Raw genomic sequence first — 15234 nt, 5'->3', positions numbered from 1 at the left:
GCTTATTCCTTGATCAGCAAGGCAACCGCTTCGCAGGCAATGCCCTCGCCGCGCCCGGTGAAACCGAGCTGTTCGGTGGTGGTGGCCTTGACGTTAACGTCGTCCATATGGCACTGCAGGTCTTCCGCCAGGAAAATGCGCATCTGCGGAATGTGCGGCGCCATCTTCGGCGCCTGCGCGATAAGGGTGATGTCCAGGTTACCCAGGCGGTAGCCCTTGGCGCGGATGCGTTTCCAGGCTTCACGCAGCAGTTCGCGGCTGTCGGCGCCCTTGAATGCGGGATCGGTATCCGGGAACAGCTTGCCGATGTCCCCCAGCGCCGCGGCGCCCAGCAGGGCATCGGTCGCCGCATGCAAAGCGACGTCGCCGTCGGAGTGGGCCAGCAAACCTTTTTCATAAGGGATGCGAACGCCACCGATCACCAGCGGCCCTTCGCCGCCGAATTTATGTACGTCAAAACCGTGACCGATACGCATGATGCGCTCCTTAATTGTCCAACTGAGTCAAATAGAACGCCGCCAGCGCCAGATCTTCCGGCCGCGTCACTTTAATATTGTCTGCACGCCCATTCACCAACAGCGGATGATAACCGCAGTGTTCCAGCGCCGAGGCCTCGTCGGTGACGCTCGCGCCTTCGTCCAGCGCGCGCTGCAGGCATTGCTTGAGCAACGCCAGCGGGAACAGCTGCGGCGTCAGCGCATGCCACAGATCCTGGCGCTCGACGGTGTGGGAAATGGCGTTTTGGCCGGGTTCGGCGCGCTTCATGGTATCGCGCACCGGCGCGGCGAGAATGCCGCCGACCTTGCTGTGTTCAGTGATCGCCAGCAGGCGCTCGAGATCGTCGGCATGCAGGCAGGGGCGCGCGGCGTCATGCACCAGCACCCACTCCGCGTCGCCGGCCAGCCGCAGCCCGGCCATCACCGAGTCGGCGCGCTGCCGGCCGCCGATAGCCACGCTCACCCGGGGATCCTGAGCGATAGGCAGTTGGGCGAACTGGTCGTCGTCGGGGCCAATGGCCACAATCACCCGCTGAATGCGCGGATGGCGCAGCAACGCATGGATAGCGTGTTCAAGAATGCTGTGCCGGCCGATGGTGAGATACTGCTTCGGACAATCGGCCTGCATGCGGCTGCCGACACCGGCAGCGGGCAGGACGGCAATCACCGATGGAAAGGTTCCTGCGGAGTGATTCATGCGTTACTTTTGTACGTTATTTTGCGAGGAGGACGCCGCGTTGCGTCTGGATTGGTCGGGAACCAGACGATAGAAAGTCTCACCGGGCTTGATCATGCCCAGTTCATTACGCGCACGTTCTTCGATCGCTTCCTGACCACCGTTCAAATCATCGATTTCGGCAAACAGCTGATCGTTACGCGCTTTCAATTTGGCATTGTTGCCCTGTTGGACCGCAACGTCTTCATTGACCCGCACGTAATCGTGAATACCATTTTTGCCCAGCCACAGTGAATACTGTAACCAACCGAGCAATGCCAGCAATAGCAGCGTAAGTTTTCCCATCTCCGCCCCCTGAAAAACCGACCAATCATCCCACAACTTTTCGTTGGACTCCACACCGAGAGCGGCTTTTCAGCGCCAAATTCAGAATACGGATGAGTATTTCCTGAGTTTATAACCTAAATCCGCCGCGAAAGCGGCAAAAAAAGCCACTTTAGCCGCAGAAAATCCACCGGCCGCCGATAAAGCCTCTCGCTGCCCAAACCGGGTTATGCAGTAATAAAAACTGGGCCTGCGCCATTTCGTCGGCGCTTGCGCCGCCCTTGCAACAAAACTGCATATTTAACACTTTTAAAAAGTAAATCATCATGCAGTGGTTGTATTTTCATGCATTGAAGCTTATTTTTATGCATTCATAGTGCATAAATAAATCCAATATATAACCTTTCATTATCGGGGATCGCGATGTTAAAACCTTTAGTTCTGATTGGCGCCTGCCTGGCCGCCACCCTGTCCGCGTCGGTTCTGGCGGCTGAACCCACCTACGTTGTCGGCTCCGGCGGCACCTATCGCCCGTTCGAATTTGAAAACAGCCAAAAACAGCTGGAAGGTTTCGATATCGACATCATCAAAGCGGTGGCCAAGGCCGAAAACTTCCAGGTCAAGCTGGTCAATACCCCCTGGGAAGGCATCTTCGCCACCTTGAACTCCGGCGATCGCGACATCATTATTTCCGGCATCACCATCACCGACAAACGCAAGCAAATGGTCGATTTCTCCGCGCCTTACTTCCCGGCGGAACAGGCGATCGTGGTGCCGAAGGATTCCAGGGTGGATTCCATCGCCGCGCTGAAAGCGCTGAAGGTCGGCGTGGTGAATTCCAGCACCGGCGACATCGTGGTTTCCGACACGCTGGGCAAAAACAGCACCGCCATCAAACGCTTCGACAATACGCCGCTGATGCTGCAAGAGCTGTATGAAGACGGCATCGGCGCCGCGGTCGGCGACGTCGGCGTAGCCAAGTTCTACATCAAGACCCACCCGGAAAAAGAATTCAAACTGGTGTCCGACGCCAAGTTCGAACGCCAGTATTTCGGCATCGCCGTCGCCAAAGGCAACGACGAACTGCGCGGCAAAATCAACGCCGGCCTGAAGAAAATCGTCGCCGACGGCACCTACGCCAAAATCTACCAAACCTGGTTCGACAGCAACGTACCGACGCTGCCGGCTGAATAATCGATCGGCGCTCGTCTGCGCAGCAGGCCCCAACACTCTTAAATAAGGATCAGACCTTGAATTTCCGCTGGGAGATCATCCAGGAATACGCCCCGCTGTTTATGGAAGGCGCCTGGATGACCATCAAATGCACCATTATCTGCGTGCTGCTGGGCACCACCTGGGGGTTGATCCTCGGGCTGGGCCGCCTGGCGCAGGCGCCGCACGGCATCTGGAAACCCATCCTGCACTACGGCGTTCAGTGGCCGGTGCGCATCTACATCAGCGCCTTTCGCGGTACGCCGCTGTTCGTGCAAATCATGGTGGTGCACTTCGCGCTGGTGCCGCTGTTTATCAACCCGCGTGACGGCCTGCTGGTGACCGGCGGCCTGATGAGCACCGATTTCGCCCGCGCGCTGCGTTCCGACTACGGCGCGTTCCTGTCCTGCGTGGTGGCGATTACGCTCAACGCCGGGGCTTACGTTTCGGAGATCTTCCGCGCCGGCATACAGTCGATCGATCGCGGCCAGATGGAGGCCTCCCGCTCGCTGGGCATGAGCTACGGCAAAACCATGCGTCAGGTGATCCTGCCGCAGGCTTTCCGCCGCATGCTGCCGCCGCTGGGCAATAACGCCATCGCCATCGTCAAGGATTCGTCACTGGCTTCCGCCATCGGCCTGGCCGACCTGGCCTACGCCGCCCGCACCGTTTCCGGGGCCTACGCCACCTATTGGGAGCCCTACCTGACCATTTCGCTGGTCTACTGGGTCATCACCTTCCTGCTCTCGCTGATGGTGCAACACATGGAAAAGAGGTTCGGCAAAAGTGATTCGCGTACATAACCTGCAAAAGCAATTCGGTGAAAGCCACGTGCTGCGCGGCATCTCCTGCGAGATAGCCCCGAATGAAGTGGTCTGCATCATCGGCCCATCCGGCTCGGGAAAGAGCACCTTCCTGCGCTGCATCAACGCGCTGGAGACGCTGTCCGGCGGCGAGATCGACGTGAACGGCTTCGCCATTCACCAGCAGAAAACCGATCTGAACAAAATGCGCGAAAGCGTCGGCATGGTGTTTCAGCGCTTTAACCTGTTCCCGCATATGACGGTGCTGGAAAACATCATCATGGCGCCGATGGGCGTGAAAAAGCTGCCGCGCGCGGCGGCCATCGAGCGGGCCGAACGGCTGTTGCGCAAGGTCGGGCTGCTGGACAAGATCGACGCCTATCCCAACAGCCTGTCCGGCGGGCAGCAACAGCGGGTGGCCATCGCCCGCGCGCTGGCGATGGAGCCGAAGATCATGCTGTTCGATGAACCGACCTCGGCGCTCGATCCAGAACTGGTGGGGGAAGTGCTGGCGGTGATGAAATCGCTGGCCCACGAGGGCATGACCATGGTGGTGGTAACGCACGAGATGGCTTTCGCCCGTGAAGTGGCGGATCGGGTGCTGTTTATCGATCAGGGGATCATTCAGGAAGAAGGCACGCCGCAGCAGATTTTCGGCCATCCGGCCAACCCGCGCACCCAGGCGTTTCTAAGCAAAGTTTTGTAACTTTCAGCACCGCTTTGCAATCCCTCGGGCGCCGCCAACGGCGCCCGCTCTCTCACCAGCCGGTCAGGAAACTGAACACCAGCCAGAACAGGCACAGCACGACGGCGCCGGTCAGCAACAGCGTCAGGATCAGCCGGCCGCGCAGCAGCATGCTGAGCGTGATGCCGATCAGCACCGAAACCGGCATCAGCGCCAGGAAGAACGGCCAGGTATAAAGCAGGAAAAACAGGGTATTGGAGCCGTAGACCAGAAACGGCACGGCGAACGCCAGCCAGTAGAAAACAAAGCCGCAGACGCCGCCCAGGAAAGAATAAGAGGGTTCCTCTTTCTCCCGGTTTGAGTCAATCAAGATAGGCGTGACATTTTGCATAGTAATCCCTGGTTATTCGGCGCGCTCTGCGGCGGGCTTAGCGTAAAAAGCGTATGGCGCAGAACGCCACACGCTTTTTTGAATTCAGGGTTTGATAATAGCCTGACCACGCAACACGTCTAACAATTGCGCAATCAAATTTGTTACCAATTGTTGGCCATCCAGGTGAATATCAGGCCGCTGCGGCGCCTCGTAAACCGCGTCAATGCCGGTGAAGTTTCGCAGCTCGCCGGCGCGCGCTTTTTTGTACAATCCCTTCGGATCGCGCGCCTCACAGATCGCCAGCGGCGTGTCGACATACACCTCGATAAAGCGATCGGCATCGAGCATTTCACGCACCATCTGCCGTTCGGCGCGGTGCGGCGAAATGAATGCGGTCAGCACCACCAGCCCGGCGTCGACCATCAGCTTGGCCACTTCCCCGACCCGGCGGATATTCTCGCGGCGATCGTCGTCGGAGAAGCCCAGATCGCGGCACAGGCCGTGGCGCACGTTATCGCCGTCCAGCAGATAGGTGCTGACCCCCAGCCCGTGCAGCGCCTGTTCCAATGCGCCGGCGACGGTGGATTTGCCCGAGCCGGACAGCCCGGTAAACCACAGCACCACCCCTTTATGGCCGTTGCGCGCCTCGCGATCCGCCCGCGCTACCGCGTGCGGATGCCAAACCACGTTTTCGTCCTCCGGCCCGGTCGGCCGCAGTTCGACAGCGGCCACCTTATTTGCCCCCGAGCAGATCACGCGCGCCCCAATGCGGGAAGTGCTTGCGCACCAGCGCGTTCAGTTCCAGCTCGAAGGCGCTGAATTCGCCGGCCTGCGCCTGCGCATCCTGCAGCGTTTCGCGGATCAAACCGGCGCCGACCGTTACGTTGCTCAGGCGATCGATAAATATCAGCCCGCCGGTGTCGTGGTTGCTCTGATAGCTGTCCAGCACCAGCGGCTCGTCGAAGGTCAGCTCCACCAGGCCAATGCCGTTCAGCGGCAGCGTATCCGCCTGATGCTGCGCCAGCGAGTTGATCTCCACCTGGTGGCGAATGCCTTCCACCCGCGCGCGGGTTTTCTTGCCGGCCACCTTGATGTCGTAACTCTGGCCCGGCAGCAGCGGCTGCTCGGCCATCCACACTACGTCCACCAGCGCGCTTTGCGCCGCCTTCAGGGTTTCGCCGGCGTCGACCAGCAGATCGCCGCGGCTGATGTCCACTTCATCCTGCAGCACCAGCGTGATGGCTTCGCCCGGCACCGCCTGTTGCAGATCGCCGTCGAAGGTAACGATGCGCGCCACGGTAGATTCCACGCCGGAAGGCAGCACCTTCACGCGCTGCCCCACCCGCACCTCGCCGGCGGACAGCGTACCGGCATAGCCGCGGAAATCCAGATTGGGGCGATTGACGTACTGCACCGGGAAGCGCAGCGGCTGGGTTTCCCGCTCGCTGATCACGTCCACGCTCTCCAGCACTTCCAGCAGCGTCGGGCCGCTGTACCACGGCATGTGCGCGCTTTCGCTCGCCACGTTGTCGCCGTCCAGCGCCGACAGCGGCACGAACTTGATGTCCAGATCGGTCGGCAGCTGCTGTGCGAAGCTCAGGTAGTCCTGCTTGAACTGCTCGAACACCGATTCCCGATAGTCCGCCAGGTCCATTTTGTTCACCGCCACCACCAGATGACGAATGCCCAACAGGGTGGCGATAAAACTGTGGCGGCGGGTCTGATCCAGCACGCCTTTGCGCGCGTCGATCAACAGGATCGCCAGATCGCAGGTGGAGGCGCCGGTGGCCATGTTGCGGGTGTACTGCTCATGCCCCGGGGTATCGGCGATGATAAATTTGCGTTTTTCGGTCGAGAAATAGCGATAGGCCACGTCGATGGTGATGCCCTGCTCGCGCTCGGCCTGCAGGCCGTCCACCAGCAGCGCCAGATCGAGCTTTTCGCCCTGGGTGCCGATGCGCTTGCTGTCGCTGTGCAGCGTAGACAGCTGATCTTCGTAGATCTGGCGGGTATCGTGCAACAGACGCCCGATCAGGGTGCTCTTGCCGTCGTCGACGCTGCCGCAGGTCAGGAAGCGCAGCAGGCTTTTATGTTGCTGCGCATGCAGGTAAGACTCGACGCCGCCCTGTGCAGCGATTTGTTGTGCGATTGCGTTGTTCATCCGGCGGCTCCTTAGAAATACCCTTGACGCTTCTTCAGCTCCATCGAGCCGGACTGATCGCGGTCGATCATCCGTCCCTGGCGCTCACTGGTGGTGGACACCAGCATCTCTTCGATGATCTCCGGCAGCGTTTGCGCCGCCGAATCCACCGCGCCGGTCAGCGGCCAGCAGCCCAGGGTGCGGAAACGCACCATGCGCTGGCTGACAACCTCGCCCGGCTGCAGATCGATGCGATCGTCGTCCACCATCAGCAGCATGCCGTCGCGCTCCACCACCGGGCGCGGTTTCGCCAGGTACAGCGGCACGATGTCGATCTTCTCCAGGAAGATGTACTGCCAGATATCCAGCTCGGTCCAGTTCGACAGCGGGAAGACGCGGATGCTCTCGCCCTTGTTGATCTGGCCGTTGTAGTTGTGCCACAGCTCCGGGCGCTGGTTTTTCGGATCCCAGCGGTGGAAGCGATCGCGGAAGGAATAGATGCGCTCCTTGGCGCGCGACTTCTCTTCGTCGCGGCGAGCGCCGCCGAACGCGGCATCGAAGCCGTATTTGTTCAGCGCCTGTTTCAGGCCTTCGGTTTTCATGATGTCGGTATGCTTGGCGCTGCCGTGCACGAACGGGTTGATGCCCATCGCCACCCCTTCCGGGTTTTTGTGCACCAACAGCTCAAAGCCGTATTCTTTCGCGGTACGGTCGCGGAACTCGTACATTTCGCGGAATTTCCAGCCGGTGTCCACGTGCAGCAGCGGAAACGGCAGCGTGCCGGGGAAGAACGCCTTGCGCGCCAGGTGCAGCATCACCGAGGAATCCTTGCCGATGGAATACAGCATCACCGGGTTGCCGAATTCAGCGGCGACTTCACGGATGATATGGATACTCTCCGCCTCCAATTGCCGCAAATGAGTGAGTCGTTTTTCGTCCATAACAGATCCTTAAAAGCCTTGCCTAAGCCAAATTCACGACGGCCGGGCGCGTTGCCCCTTCCGCCTGCGGTTGATGCCCGAACCAGGCGATTTGATGGTGCAGTTCCACCACTTCGCCGATCACCAGCAGCGCCGGCAGCGGCGCGCCCTGGGCCAATTCTTCGAGTTGCTGCAGCGTGCCGGTCTGCACGAGCTGATCGGCGCGGGTACCGCGGCTGATCACCGCCACCGGCGTAGAGGCCGCGCGGCCGTGGGCAATCAGCCGCTGGCTGATGTCCGCCGCCTTCATGGTGCCCATGTAAATGGCCAGCGTTTGCCGCGCCCGGGCCAAATCGGCCCAGTCCAGGCCATCGCCGTCGGGGCGGCAGTGGCCGGTGATGAAGGTCACGCTCTGCGCATGGTCGCGGTGCGTCAGCGGGATGCCGGCGTAGGCGGTCGCCCCGGCGGCGGCGGTAACGCCCGGCACCACCTGGAAAGGAATGCCCGCCGCGGCCGCCACCTGCAGCTCTTCGCCGCCGCGGCCGAAGATGAACGGGTCACCGCCCTTGAGGCGCACGACCCGCTTGCCCTGCTGCGCCAGTTCCACCAGCAGCCGGTTGGTCTCTTCCTGAATAACCGAGTGCGCGCCGGCGCGTTTGCCCACGCAGATGCGTTCGGCGTCGCGGCGCACCAGATCGAGGATCTCGTCGCTGACCAAATGGTCATACAGCACCACGTCCGCCTGCTGCATCACCTGCAGCCCGCGCAGGGTCAGCAGGCCCACGTCGCCCGGCCCGGCGCCCACCAGCGCTATCTCGCCCTGCAGGCCTTCGCCGCCTTGAGCGAAGCGCCGTAAATCCTGTTCCAGCTGTTGTTCCGCCTGCGCCGGCTGGCCATTCGCCACCAGCGTAGAAAAGCGGCCGCCAAAGGTTTTTTCCCAGAAGCGGCGGCGCTCGCCGATCGACGTCAGCCGCCGTTTGACCTGGCCGCGCCAGCGGCCGGCGAGCTGCGCCATCTGGCCCAGGCTGGCGGGCAGCAGCGCCTCCAGCTTTTCGCGCAGCATGCGCGCCAGCACCGGCGCCTGGCCGCCGGAAGAGACGGCGACCACCAGCGGTGAACGATCGATAATCGACGGGAAGATAAACGAGCAGCGCGGCTGATCGTCCACCACGTTGGCCAACACCCGCCGTTGGTCCGCTTCGGCGAACACCTTGGCGTTCAGGGCGCTGTCATCGGTCGCGGCGATCACCAGGAACACTTCGTCCAGCTGGCCGGGCTCAAAAGCCGTCCCCAGCCAGAGCACCCGGCCCTGCTGACGTTGTTGTTCAAGTTCCGGTGAGAGCGACTGCGCAACTATCCGTATTTCAGCCCCGGCGCGCTGCAGCAGATCGACTTTGCGCGCAGCCACTTCACCGCCGCCAACGACCAGCACCGGGCGTTGTTTCAGGTCGGCAAATATTGGTAGATAGTCCACAACAGCCTTTTCATATAACAGAAAGATAGTGTGACTATACGGGCTGAGATTTAGCCTCTGAAATGACGAAAAGGAATGACTAGTTACTTTATGGAATATAGGCCGCAGCACAGGGGTTAAGCGGTGATTACCCGGGCGAAAGATTGCGCGTTCGCGCCAAAATTAGGAGCCGGAGAAATTGTGTAATCCCGCGCGGCGTCTCATACTGGACACCGCAGAAAAATAATCGGCACCGCCGATATCAGAGAAGGATTTTCCGGTATGTTTTCCCGTTCTTACCTGAAGACCAGCCTGCTGGCCCTCGCCCTTAGCGGCGTCTTCAGCGTTTCAGCCGCCGCACAGCCTGTAAAAGACGCCCCAATCGGCAAATTCGCCGCCGACCAGATTCGCCATATCGCCACCTACTTCCCCGGCCGCATGGCGGGCAGCCCGGCCGAGTTGCTCACCGCCGACTACCTGAAGCAGCAGTTCAGCAAAATGGGCTATCAGAGCGATATCCGCAGCTTCAACACCCGCTATCTCTACAGCAGCAAAGACGGCAAGAAGAACTGGAACAACGTCACCGCCAGTTCGGTGATCGCCGCCAGAAACGGCGACCGCCCCAAACAGATTGTGATCGTCGCCCATTTCGACACCTATACCCCGCAGAGCGACGCCGATCTGGACAATAACCTCGGCGGCCTGACGCTGCAGGGGGTCGATGACAACGCCTCCGGCATCGGCGTGATGCTGGAGCTGGCGGAACGCCTGAAAAACATCCCCACCGCTTACGGCCTGCGCTTTGTCGCCACCAGCGCCGAAGAGCTCGGTTCGCAGGGCGCGCTGAATTACCTGCAGCGCATGAGCGTGGAAGAGAAACAGAATACCCTGCTGGTGATTAACCTCGACAGCCTGATTACCGGCGATCGCCTGTACTTCAACGCCGGCCGCAACACGCCGCCGCAGATGGCGAAGCAGAGCCGCGATCGCGCGCTGGACATCGCCCACCGTTACGGCATTGCCGCCGCCGTCAATCCGGGCAGCAAACGGCACCCGAAAGGCACCGGCTGCTGTTCCGATCAGGAGGTGTTCGATACCGCCGGCATTCCGGTGCTGTCGGTGGAAGCCACCAACTGGTCGCTGGGCGACAAGGACGGCTACCAGCAGCGCGCCGTCAGCCCGCATTTCCCGCAGGGCGTAACCTGGCACCGGCCGCAGTACGACAACCTGCAGTATCTCGAACGCTACCTGCCGGGGCGCATCGATAAACGCAGCCGCGAGAGCGTGCAGATCCTGCTGCCGCTGATCAAGGAACTGGCGCAGGCCCATCCGCCGAAAGCGCCAAAGAAAAAGTGATCCTCAGGGGATAAAATTCAGTACGAATCGTTCTCCGCCGCCGGGGCGAGCCGCCATCCCCGCCAGGGTATCGGTGCCGCGCCGTGGCGGCATATGCGGTTAAATTGCCCAAGGCCCAGCGTCTGCCGGGCCTGAAATAATTTACCGCATTCAGCCTTCGTGCAGGCCGCACTCGCGCTTCAGGCCGAAGAAGCGGGTCTCTTCCTCACTCATGCCCGGTTCCCATTTCTGGGTGGTGTGGGTATCGCCGACCGACAGGTAGCCCTGCTCCCACAGCGGGTGATAGCTCAGGCCGTGCTCGGTCAGGTACTGGTAAATCTTGCGGTTGTCCCAGTCGATGATCGGCAGGATCTTGAATACCCCGCGCTGCACCGCCAGCACCGGCAGGTTAGCGCGGCTGCCGGACTGCTCGCGCCGCAGGCCGGCGAACCAGGTCTGCGCGCCCAGCGTTTCCAGCGCGCGGTTCATCGGCTCAACCTTGTTGATCTGATTGTATTTTTCTATGCCCTCAACGCCCTGCTCCCACAGCTTGCCGTAGCGCGCTTCCTGCCAGGCCGGCGAGTGCTCGGCGCGGAACACCTGCAGATTCAGCTTCAGCTTGTCGGCCAACTGGTCGATAAACTGATAGGTTTCCGGGAACAGATAGCCGGTATCGGTGAGGATCACCGGAATATCCGGCCGGATGCGGGTGACCAAGTGCAGGCACACCGCCGCTTGAATGCCAAAGCTGGAAGAGAGCACAAACTCGCCCGGAAGGTGTTCCAGCGCCCACGCTACCCGCTGCTCGGCGGAAAGGGTTTCCAGCTGACCGTTGACGACCGCCAATGCCAGCGCCTGCCCGGATTTAGGCAGCGCATTCAGCGCCGCCAGATCGAATTCAGCCATGTTGCCTGCCTCCTGATGCTTGTACGCTATAGGGTATGCGGCCCCCTGCCGGGGGCCGCATACCCTCAGTCCCAGAAATCCTGCGCCGAATCCACCACCGGCCGTACGATGCCGGCGCGGATGGTGAAGTCGCCAAAGCCTTCGCCGGCGTGGCGCTCTTGCGCCCAACGGCCCACCAGCTGGTCGATCTCCCGCAGGATTTCTTCTTCGTTGATATTTTCGCGATACATGCGCGGAATGCGCGTGCCTTCGCGGTTGCCGCCCAGATGCAGGTTATAGCGGCCGACCGCCTTGCCTACCAGCCCAAGCTCCGCCAACAGCGCGCGGCCGCAGCCGTTCGGGCAGCCGGTAATGCGCAGTACGATATGCTCGTCACCCACCCCATGCTGATGCAGGATCCCTTCCACCCTGGTGACGAACTCCGGCAGGAAGCGTTCGGCTTCGGCCATCGCCAGCGGGCAGGTCGGGAACGATACGCAGGCCATAGAATTCTTGCGTTGATCGCTGACGCCGTCGTCGATCAGCCCGTGATCGCGCGCCAGCGCTTCGATCTTTGCCTTCTCGCTTTCCGGCACGCCGGCGATAATCAGGTTCTGGTTGGCGGTCAGCCGGAAATCGCCCCGGTGGATCTTGGCTATCTCAGCCACGCCGGTTTTCAGCGGGCGGCCCGGATAATCCAGCAACCGGCCGTTCTCGATAAACAGCGTCAGGTGCCAGTGGTTGTCGATGCCCTTGACCCAGCCGATGCGATCGCCGCGGCCGGTGAATTCGTACGGGCGGATCGGTTCAAAGGTAATGCCGGCCCGTTTTTCCACTTCGGCGCGGAAAACATCCACCCCGACCCGTTCCAGGGTGTATTTGGTCTTGGCGTTTTTACGGTCGGTGCGGTTGCCCCAGTCGCGCTGGGTGGTCACCACCGCCTCCGCCACCGCCAGCGTATGCTCCAGCGGAATGTAGCCAAACTCGCTGGCCTTGCGCGCATAGGTCTTCTTGTTGCCGTGTTCGATCGACAGCCCGCCGCCCACCAGCAGGTTGAAGCCCACCAGCTTGCCGTTTTTGGCGATCGCCACGAAGTTCATGTCGTTGGCGTGCAGATCCACGTCGTTCTGCGGCGGGATCACCACCGTGGTCTTGAACTTGCGCGGCAGATAGGTGGCGCCGAGGATCGGCTCCTCATCGGTCGTCGCCACCTTTTCCTGATCCAGCCACACCTCGGCATAGGCGCGGGTGCGCGGCAACAGGTGCTCGGAGATCTTCTTGGCCCATTCGTAGGCTTCCTGATGCAGCTCGGACTCCACCGGGTTGGAAGTGCACAGCACGTTGCGGTTGACGTCGTTGGCGGTCGCCAGCGCGTCGAGCCCCAGCCGGTTCAGCAATTGATGCACCGGCTTGACGTTGCCCTTCAGAATGCCGTGAAACTGGAAGGTCTGACGGTTGGTGATGCGAATGCTGCCGTACAGCGTGCTTTCCTGCGCGAATTTGTCGATGCCCAGCCACTGCTGCGGGCTGATGATGCCGCCCGGCAAACGGCAGCGCAGCATCATCGCATGGCGCGGCTCCAGCTTCTGCTCGGCGCGTTCGGCGCGAATGTCGCGATCGTCCTGCTGATACATGCCGTGAAAGCGGATCAGCAGGAAATTGTCGCCGTTGAAGCCGCCGGTCAGGCCGTCATTCAAGTCTTCGGCGATGGTGCCGCGCAGGAAGTTGCTTTCCTTCTTCATGCGTTCGGCGTCGGCCAGTTTGCCTTCGACCACCAGAGGCCCCGGGTGTTTATCACTCATCAGTAAACATCTCGCTGATAACGGCGCTCGAGGCGCAGCTCACTTAAAAATTCGTCCGCCAGCTCGGTATCCATGCCACCGTGCTCGGCCACCAGTTCCAGTAATGTGTTTTCCACGTCTTTCGCCATGCGGTTGGCATCGCCGCAGACGTAAATGTGCGCGCCTTCCTGGATCCAGCGCCACACTTCCGCGCCCTGTTCGCGCAGTTTGTCTTGTACGTAGACTTTATGTTGCTGATCGCGTGACCAGGCCAGATCGATGCGGGTCAGCAGGCCGTCTTTCACATAGCGCTGCCATTCGACCTGATACAGGAAATCTTCGGTAAAGTGCGGATTGCCGAAGAACAGCCAGTTTTTGCCGCCCGCGCCTTCGGCGTCGCGCTGCTGCATAAAGGCGCGAAACGGCGCAATGCCGGTGCCCGGGCCTATCATGATCACCGGCGCATCCGGGTTGGCCGGCAAACGGAAGTTGTCGTTATGCTCGATAAACACCCGCACGTCGCCGTCCTCTTCCAGGCGATCCGCCAGGAAGCTCGAGGCGCCGCCGGCGCGGGCGCGGCCGTCGATGTCGTAGCGCACCACGCCAACGGTGATATGCACTTCGTTTTCGGTCTCGGCCTGCGAAGAGGCGATGGAATACAGGCGCGGCGTCAGCGGGCGCAGCAGGCCAATCAGCTGCTCGGCGTTGAGATCGGCCGGCGCCTGGCGCACCATGTCGACGATCGGCGTATTGTGCGCGTAACGCTGCAGCGCGGCTTTGTCCGCCAGCAGGCCGATAAGCTGCTCGTCGCGCGACAACGCGGCGTATTTATCGACGATCGGCGTGGTGTTCTGCGTCAGCTCGAAGTGGCTGCGCAGCGCTTCCGCCAGCGGCAGGGTCTTGCCCTCCACCTCAACCGGTTCGTCGCCTTTCAGCCACAGCAGCTGCACCAGTTCATCCACCAGCGCCGGATCGTTGTCGAACCACACCCCCAGCGCGTCGCCCGGCCGGTAGCGCAGGCCGGAGTCGCCGAGGTCGATTTCGATATGGCGCACGTCCTTATCCGAGCCGCGGCCGGTGATTTTTTGCTTCACCGCCAGTTGGGCGGTCAGCGGCTGTTCCTTGCTGTACGGGCTGCTGTCGAGCAGATCGACCGCCCCGCTGGCAAGCTGGCCCGGGGCGGCGTTTTCCGCCGGCGCGCGCACCTTCAGCACCTCCACCACCTGCTTGCGCCAGGCGGCGGCCAGTTCTTGATACTCCACATCGGCGTCGACCCGCTCCACCAGGCGTTCGGCGCCCAGCTCGGCCAGCTTGCCGTCAAAGTCTTTGCCCGACTGGCAAAAGTTCTCATAAGAGGTGTCGCCCAGCCCGAATACCGCGAAGGCGGTGTCGTTGAGCTTCGGCGCTTTTTTCGAGAACAGGAATTTATGCAGCGCGACCGCTTCTTCCGCCGGCTCGCCTTCCCCCTGGGTGGAGGCGACGATCACCAGCAGGCGCTCTTGCGCGATCTGCTTGAATTTGTAGTCGCCGGCGTTGACCAGCGTGGCGCTCAGCTTGGCGGCCAGCAGGTCGTCACGCAGCTGTTCCGCCAGGCGGCGCGCATTGCCGGTCTGCGAAGCGGAAATGATGGTGATGCCGGCGGCGGCAGCGGGGGCGGCAGGCGCACTGGCTACGGCTCCAGGCTGTTGATTAACCATTCCCCAAAAATAGCCTGACAGCCACGCCAGCTGCGTCGGGGAATATTCACCGATCGCCGCCTGCAGGCGCGCCAGCTGTTCGGGCGTCAGCGGGAGCAAAGATGTTGGAGGAGCCTGAGTCGTCATTGCAGTACTTGTTTCCTATACTTGGCGCCTATCCGGAGTGGCGCTCGCCAGTGTCAGTCGCTGTCTCTTCGTTCAGTCGGAGGTCCTGAAAAGATCAGGAGAGTTTGTAAGGTTACCGAGCAGAATAGCAACGAATAAATAAGGGATAGCAATAATTAATAACCAAAATGACTAAGCTGTTTTTCTGGTAAGGCATAACGCTTAAAGCGTTAAACAATGTTTTTCATCCCGCTGAAATATAACCTGTTTTTTTTGCCGTTTTTGAATGAATCGCATTTACAGCTCATTACCCCAGCCGATAGGTCCCTGTGCGACCAAACAAAAAAA

Annotated in this window: 15 protein-coding genes; 4 read left to right on the top strand and 11 right to left on the bottom strand. The window is 61.0% G+C overall.

The genetic code is table 11. The features are described from left to right. Window positions 1–2: 2 nt before the first annotated feature. Genes ispF through ftsB form a run of 3 tightly spaced genes read right to left on the bottom strand, consistent with a single transcriptional unit; the run spans window position 3 to window position 1518 of the window. Window positions 3–476, bottom strand: a complete 474-nt coding sequence (ispF, locus tag D7I37_RS11090) for a 2-C-methyl-D-erythritol 2,4-cyclodiphosphate synthase (protein ID WP_061795029.1) — start codon at window positions 474–476, stop codon at window positions 3–5. A gap of 10 nt (window positions 477–486) precedes the next feature. After that, a complete protein-coding gene (gene ispD, locus D7I37_RS11085; RefSeq protein WP_061795028.1) occupies window positions 487–1194 on the bottom strand; it encodes a 2-C-methyl-D-erythritol 4-phosphate cytidylyltransferase in 708 nt (235 codons plus the stop codon). 3 nt (window positions 1195–1197) lie between these two features. Further along, the gene (gene ftsB / locus D7I37_RS11080) at window positions 1198–1518 is read right to left on the bottom strand and encodes a cell division protein FtsB (RefSeq protein WP_061795078.1); all 321 of its coding nucleotides are present in this window, start codon (window positions 1516–1518) and stop codon (window positions 1198–1200) included. Window positions 1519–1920: 402 nt separating this feature from the next. Between ftsB and D7I37_RS11075 the strand changes: the two genes are divergently transcribed. The 3 genes from D7I37_RS11075 to D7I37_RS11065 all read left to right on the top strand — a co-directional run bounded on the left by D7I37_RS11075 (window position 1921) and on the right by D7I37_RS11065 (window position 4218). Next, window positions 1921–2691 (top strand): basic amino acid ABC transporter substrate-binding protein, encoded by a 771-nt coding sequence (locus D7I37_RS11075; RefSeq protein WP_061795027.1) that lies wholly within the window; start codon window positions 1921–1923, stop codon window positions 2689–2691. A gap of 101 nt (window positions 2692–2792) precedes the next feature. Then, window positions 2793–3512 (top strand): amino acid ABC transporter permease, encoded by a 720-nt coding sequence (locus D7I37_RS11070; RefSeq protein WP_061795077.1) that lies wholly within the window; start codon window positions 2793–2795, stop codon window positions 3510–3512. Next, the gene (locus D7I37_RS11065) at window positions 3496–4218 is read left to right on the top strand and encodes an amino acid ABC transporter ATP-binding protein (RefSeq protein ID WP_061795026.1); all 723 of its coding nucleotides are present in this window, start codon (window positions 3496–3498) and stop codon (window positions 4216–4218) included. Before D7I37_RS11070 ends, D7I37_RS11065 begins: the two co-directional genes overlap by 17 nt. A 52-nt stretch (window positions 4219–4270) precedes the next feature. Here D7I37_RS11065 and D7I37_RS11060 read toward each other — a convergent pair whose 3' ends face one another. From D7I37_RS11060 to cysG, 5 genes are all read right to left on the bottom strand, one after another. After that, complete coding sequence (locus tag D7I37_RS11060; protein ID WP_061795025.1) at window positions 4271–4588, bottom strand: DUF3561 family protein; 318 nt, start codon at window positions 4586–4588, stop codon at window positions 4271–4273. Window positions 4589–4672: 84 nt separating this feature from the next. Beyond that, window positions 4673–5302 carry an adenylyl-sulfate kinase gene (cysC, locus tag D7I37_RS11055; RefSeq protein WP_061795024.1) on the bottom strand — a complete coding sequence of 210 codons (630 nt, stop codon included), beginning with the start codon at window positions 5300–5302 and terminating at the stop codon, window positions 4673–4675. Between the two features lies 1 nt (window position 5303). Further along, complete coding sequence (gene cysN, locus D7I37_RS11050) at window positions 5304–6731, bottom strand: sulfate adenylyltransferase subunit CysN (protein ID WP_129543679.1); 1428 nt, start codon at window positions 6729–6731, stop codon at window positions 5304–5306. 11 nt (window positions 6732–6742) lie between these two features. Beyond that, window positions 6743–7651 carry a sulfate adenylyltransferase subunit CysD gene (cysD, locus tag D7I37_RS11045; RefSeq protein ID WP_061795022.1) on the bottom strand — a complete coding sequence of 303 codons (909 nt, stop codon included), beginning with the start codon at window positions 7649–7651 and terminating at the stop codon, window positions 6743–6745. A 22-nt stretch (window positions 7652–7673) separates the two neighbouring features. Then, window positions 7674–9104, bottom strand: coding sequence for a siroheme synthase CysG (gene cysG, locus D7I37_RS11040; protein ID WP_061795021.1), 1431 nt, complete (start codon window positions 9102–9104; stop codon window positions 7674–7676). Window positions 9105–9365: 261 nt separating this feature from the next. On the opposite strand from cysG, the gene D7I37_RS11035 reads away from it, so the two are divergent. Next, window positions 9366–10439: an aminopeptidase gene (locus D7I37_RS11035; protein WP_061795020.1), complete on the top strand. Its 1074-nt coding sequence runs from the start codon at window positions 9366–9368 to the stop codon at window positions 10437–10439. 150 nt (window positions 10440–10589) lie between these two features. Here D7I37_RS11035 and cysH read toward each other — a convergent pair whose 3' ends face one another. From cysH to cysJ, 3 genes are all read right to left on the bottom strand, one after another. Further along, entirely contained in the window at window positions 10590–11324 is a 735-nt protein-coding gene (gene cysH / locus D7I37_RS11030) for a phosphoadenosine phosphosulfate reductase (RefSeq protein WP_061795019.1), read from the bottom strand. 65 nt (window positions 11325–11389) lie between these two features. Then, window positions 11390–13105 carry an assimilatory sulfite reductase (NADPH) hemoprotein subunit gene (gene cysI, locus D7I37_RS11025; protein ID WP_061795018.1) on the bottom strand — a complete coding sequence of 572 codons (1716 nt, stop codon included), beginning with the start codon at window positions 13103–13105 and terminating at the stop codon, window positions 11390–11392. Beyond that, on the bottom strand, window positions 13105–14907 hold the full coding sequence (cysJ, locus tag D7I37_RS11020) for an NADPH-dependent assimilatory sulfite reductase flavoprotein subunit (RefSeq protein WP_129543678.1): 1803 nt from the start codon (window positions 14905–14907) through the stop codon (window positions 13105–13107). The genes cysI and cysJ overlap by 1 nt, the downstream gene beginning before the upstream one ends. Window positions 14908–15234 lie beyond the last annotated feature (327 nt).

Source organism: Serratia sp. 1D1416 (genome assembly GCF_003641105.1).
Classification (GTDB): Bacteria; Pseudomonadota; Gammaproteobacteria; order Enterobacterales; family Enterobacteriaceae; genus Serratia; species Serratia ficaria.
Note: the sequence above shows the minus strand (reverse complement) of the source record. Positions and strands in the feature narration are given on the sequence as shown.

Bases quoted from the DNA above. Each gene is read 5' to 3' on its own strand.
- cysH (WP_061795019.1), bottom strand. From the start codon at position 11,324: ATGGCTGAATTCGATCTGGCGGCGCTGAATGCGCTGCCTAAATCCGGG.
- cysN (WP_129543679.1), bottom strand. From the start codon at position 6,731: ATGAACAACGCAATCGCACAACAAATCGCTGCACAGGGCGGCGTCGAG.
- cysJ (WP_129543678.1), bottom strand. From the start codon at position 14,907: ATGACGACTCAGGCTCCTCCAACATCTTTGCTCCCGCTGACGCCCGAA.
- ispD (WP_061795028.1), bottom strand. From the start codon at position 1,194: ATGAATCACTCCGCAGGAACCTTTCCATCGGTGATTGCCGTCCTGCCC.
- D7I37_RS11075 (WP_061795027.1), top strand. From the start codon at position 1,921: ATGTTAAAACCTTTAGTTCTGATTGGCGCCTGCCTGGCCGCCACCCTG.
- D7I37_RS11060 (WP_061795025.1), bottom strand. From the start codon at position 4,588: ATGCAAAATGTCACGCCTATCTTGATTGACTCAAACCGGGAGAAAGAG.
- ispF (WP_061795029.1), bottom strand. From the start codon at position 476: ATGCGTATCGGTCACGGTTTTGACGTACATAAATTCGGCGGCGAAGGG.
- D7I37_RS11070 (WP_061795077.1), top strand. From the start codon at position 2,793: ATGGAAGGCGCCTGGATGACCATCAAATGCACCATTATCTGCGTGCTG.
- cysI (WP_061795018.1), bottom strand. From the start codon at position 13,105: ATGAGTGATAAACACCCGGGGCCTCTGGTGGTCGAAGGCAAACTGGCC.
- D7I37_RS11035 (WP_061795020.1), top strand. From the start codon at position 9,366: ATGTTTTCCCGTTCTTACCTGAAGACCAGCCTGCTGGCCCTCGCCCTT.
- cysD (WP_061795022.1), bottom strand. From the start codon at position 7,651: ATGGACGAAAAACGACTCACTCATTTGCGGCAATTGGAGGCGGAGAGT.
- ftsB (WP_061795078.1), bottom strand. From the start codon at position 1,518: ATGGGAAAACTTACGCTGCTATTGCTGGCATTGCTCGGTTGGTTACAG.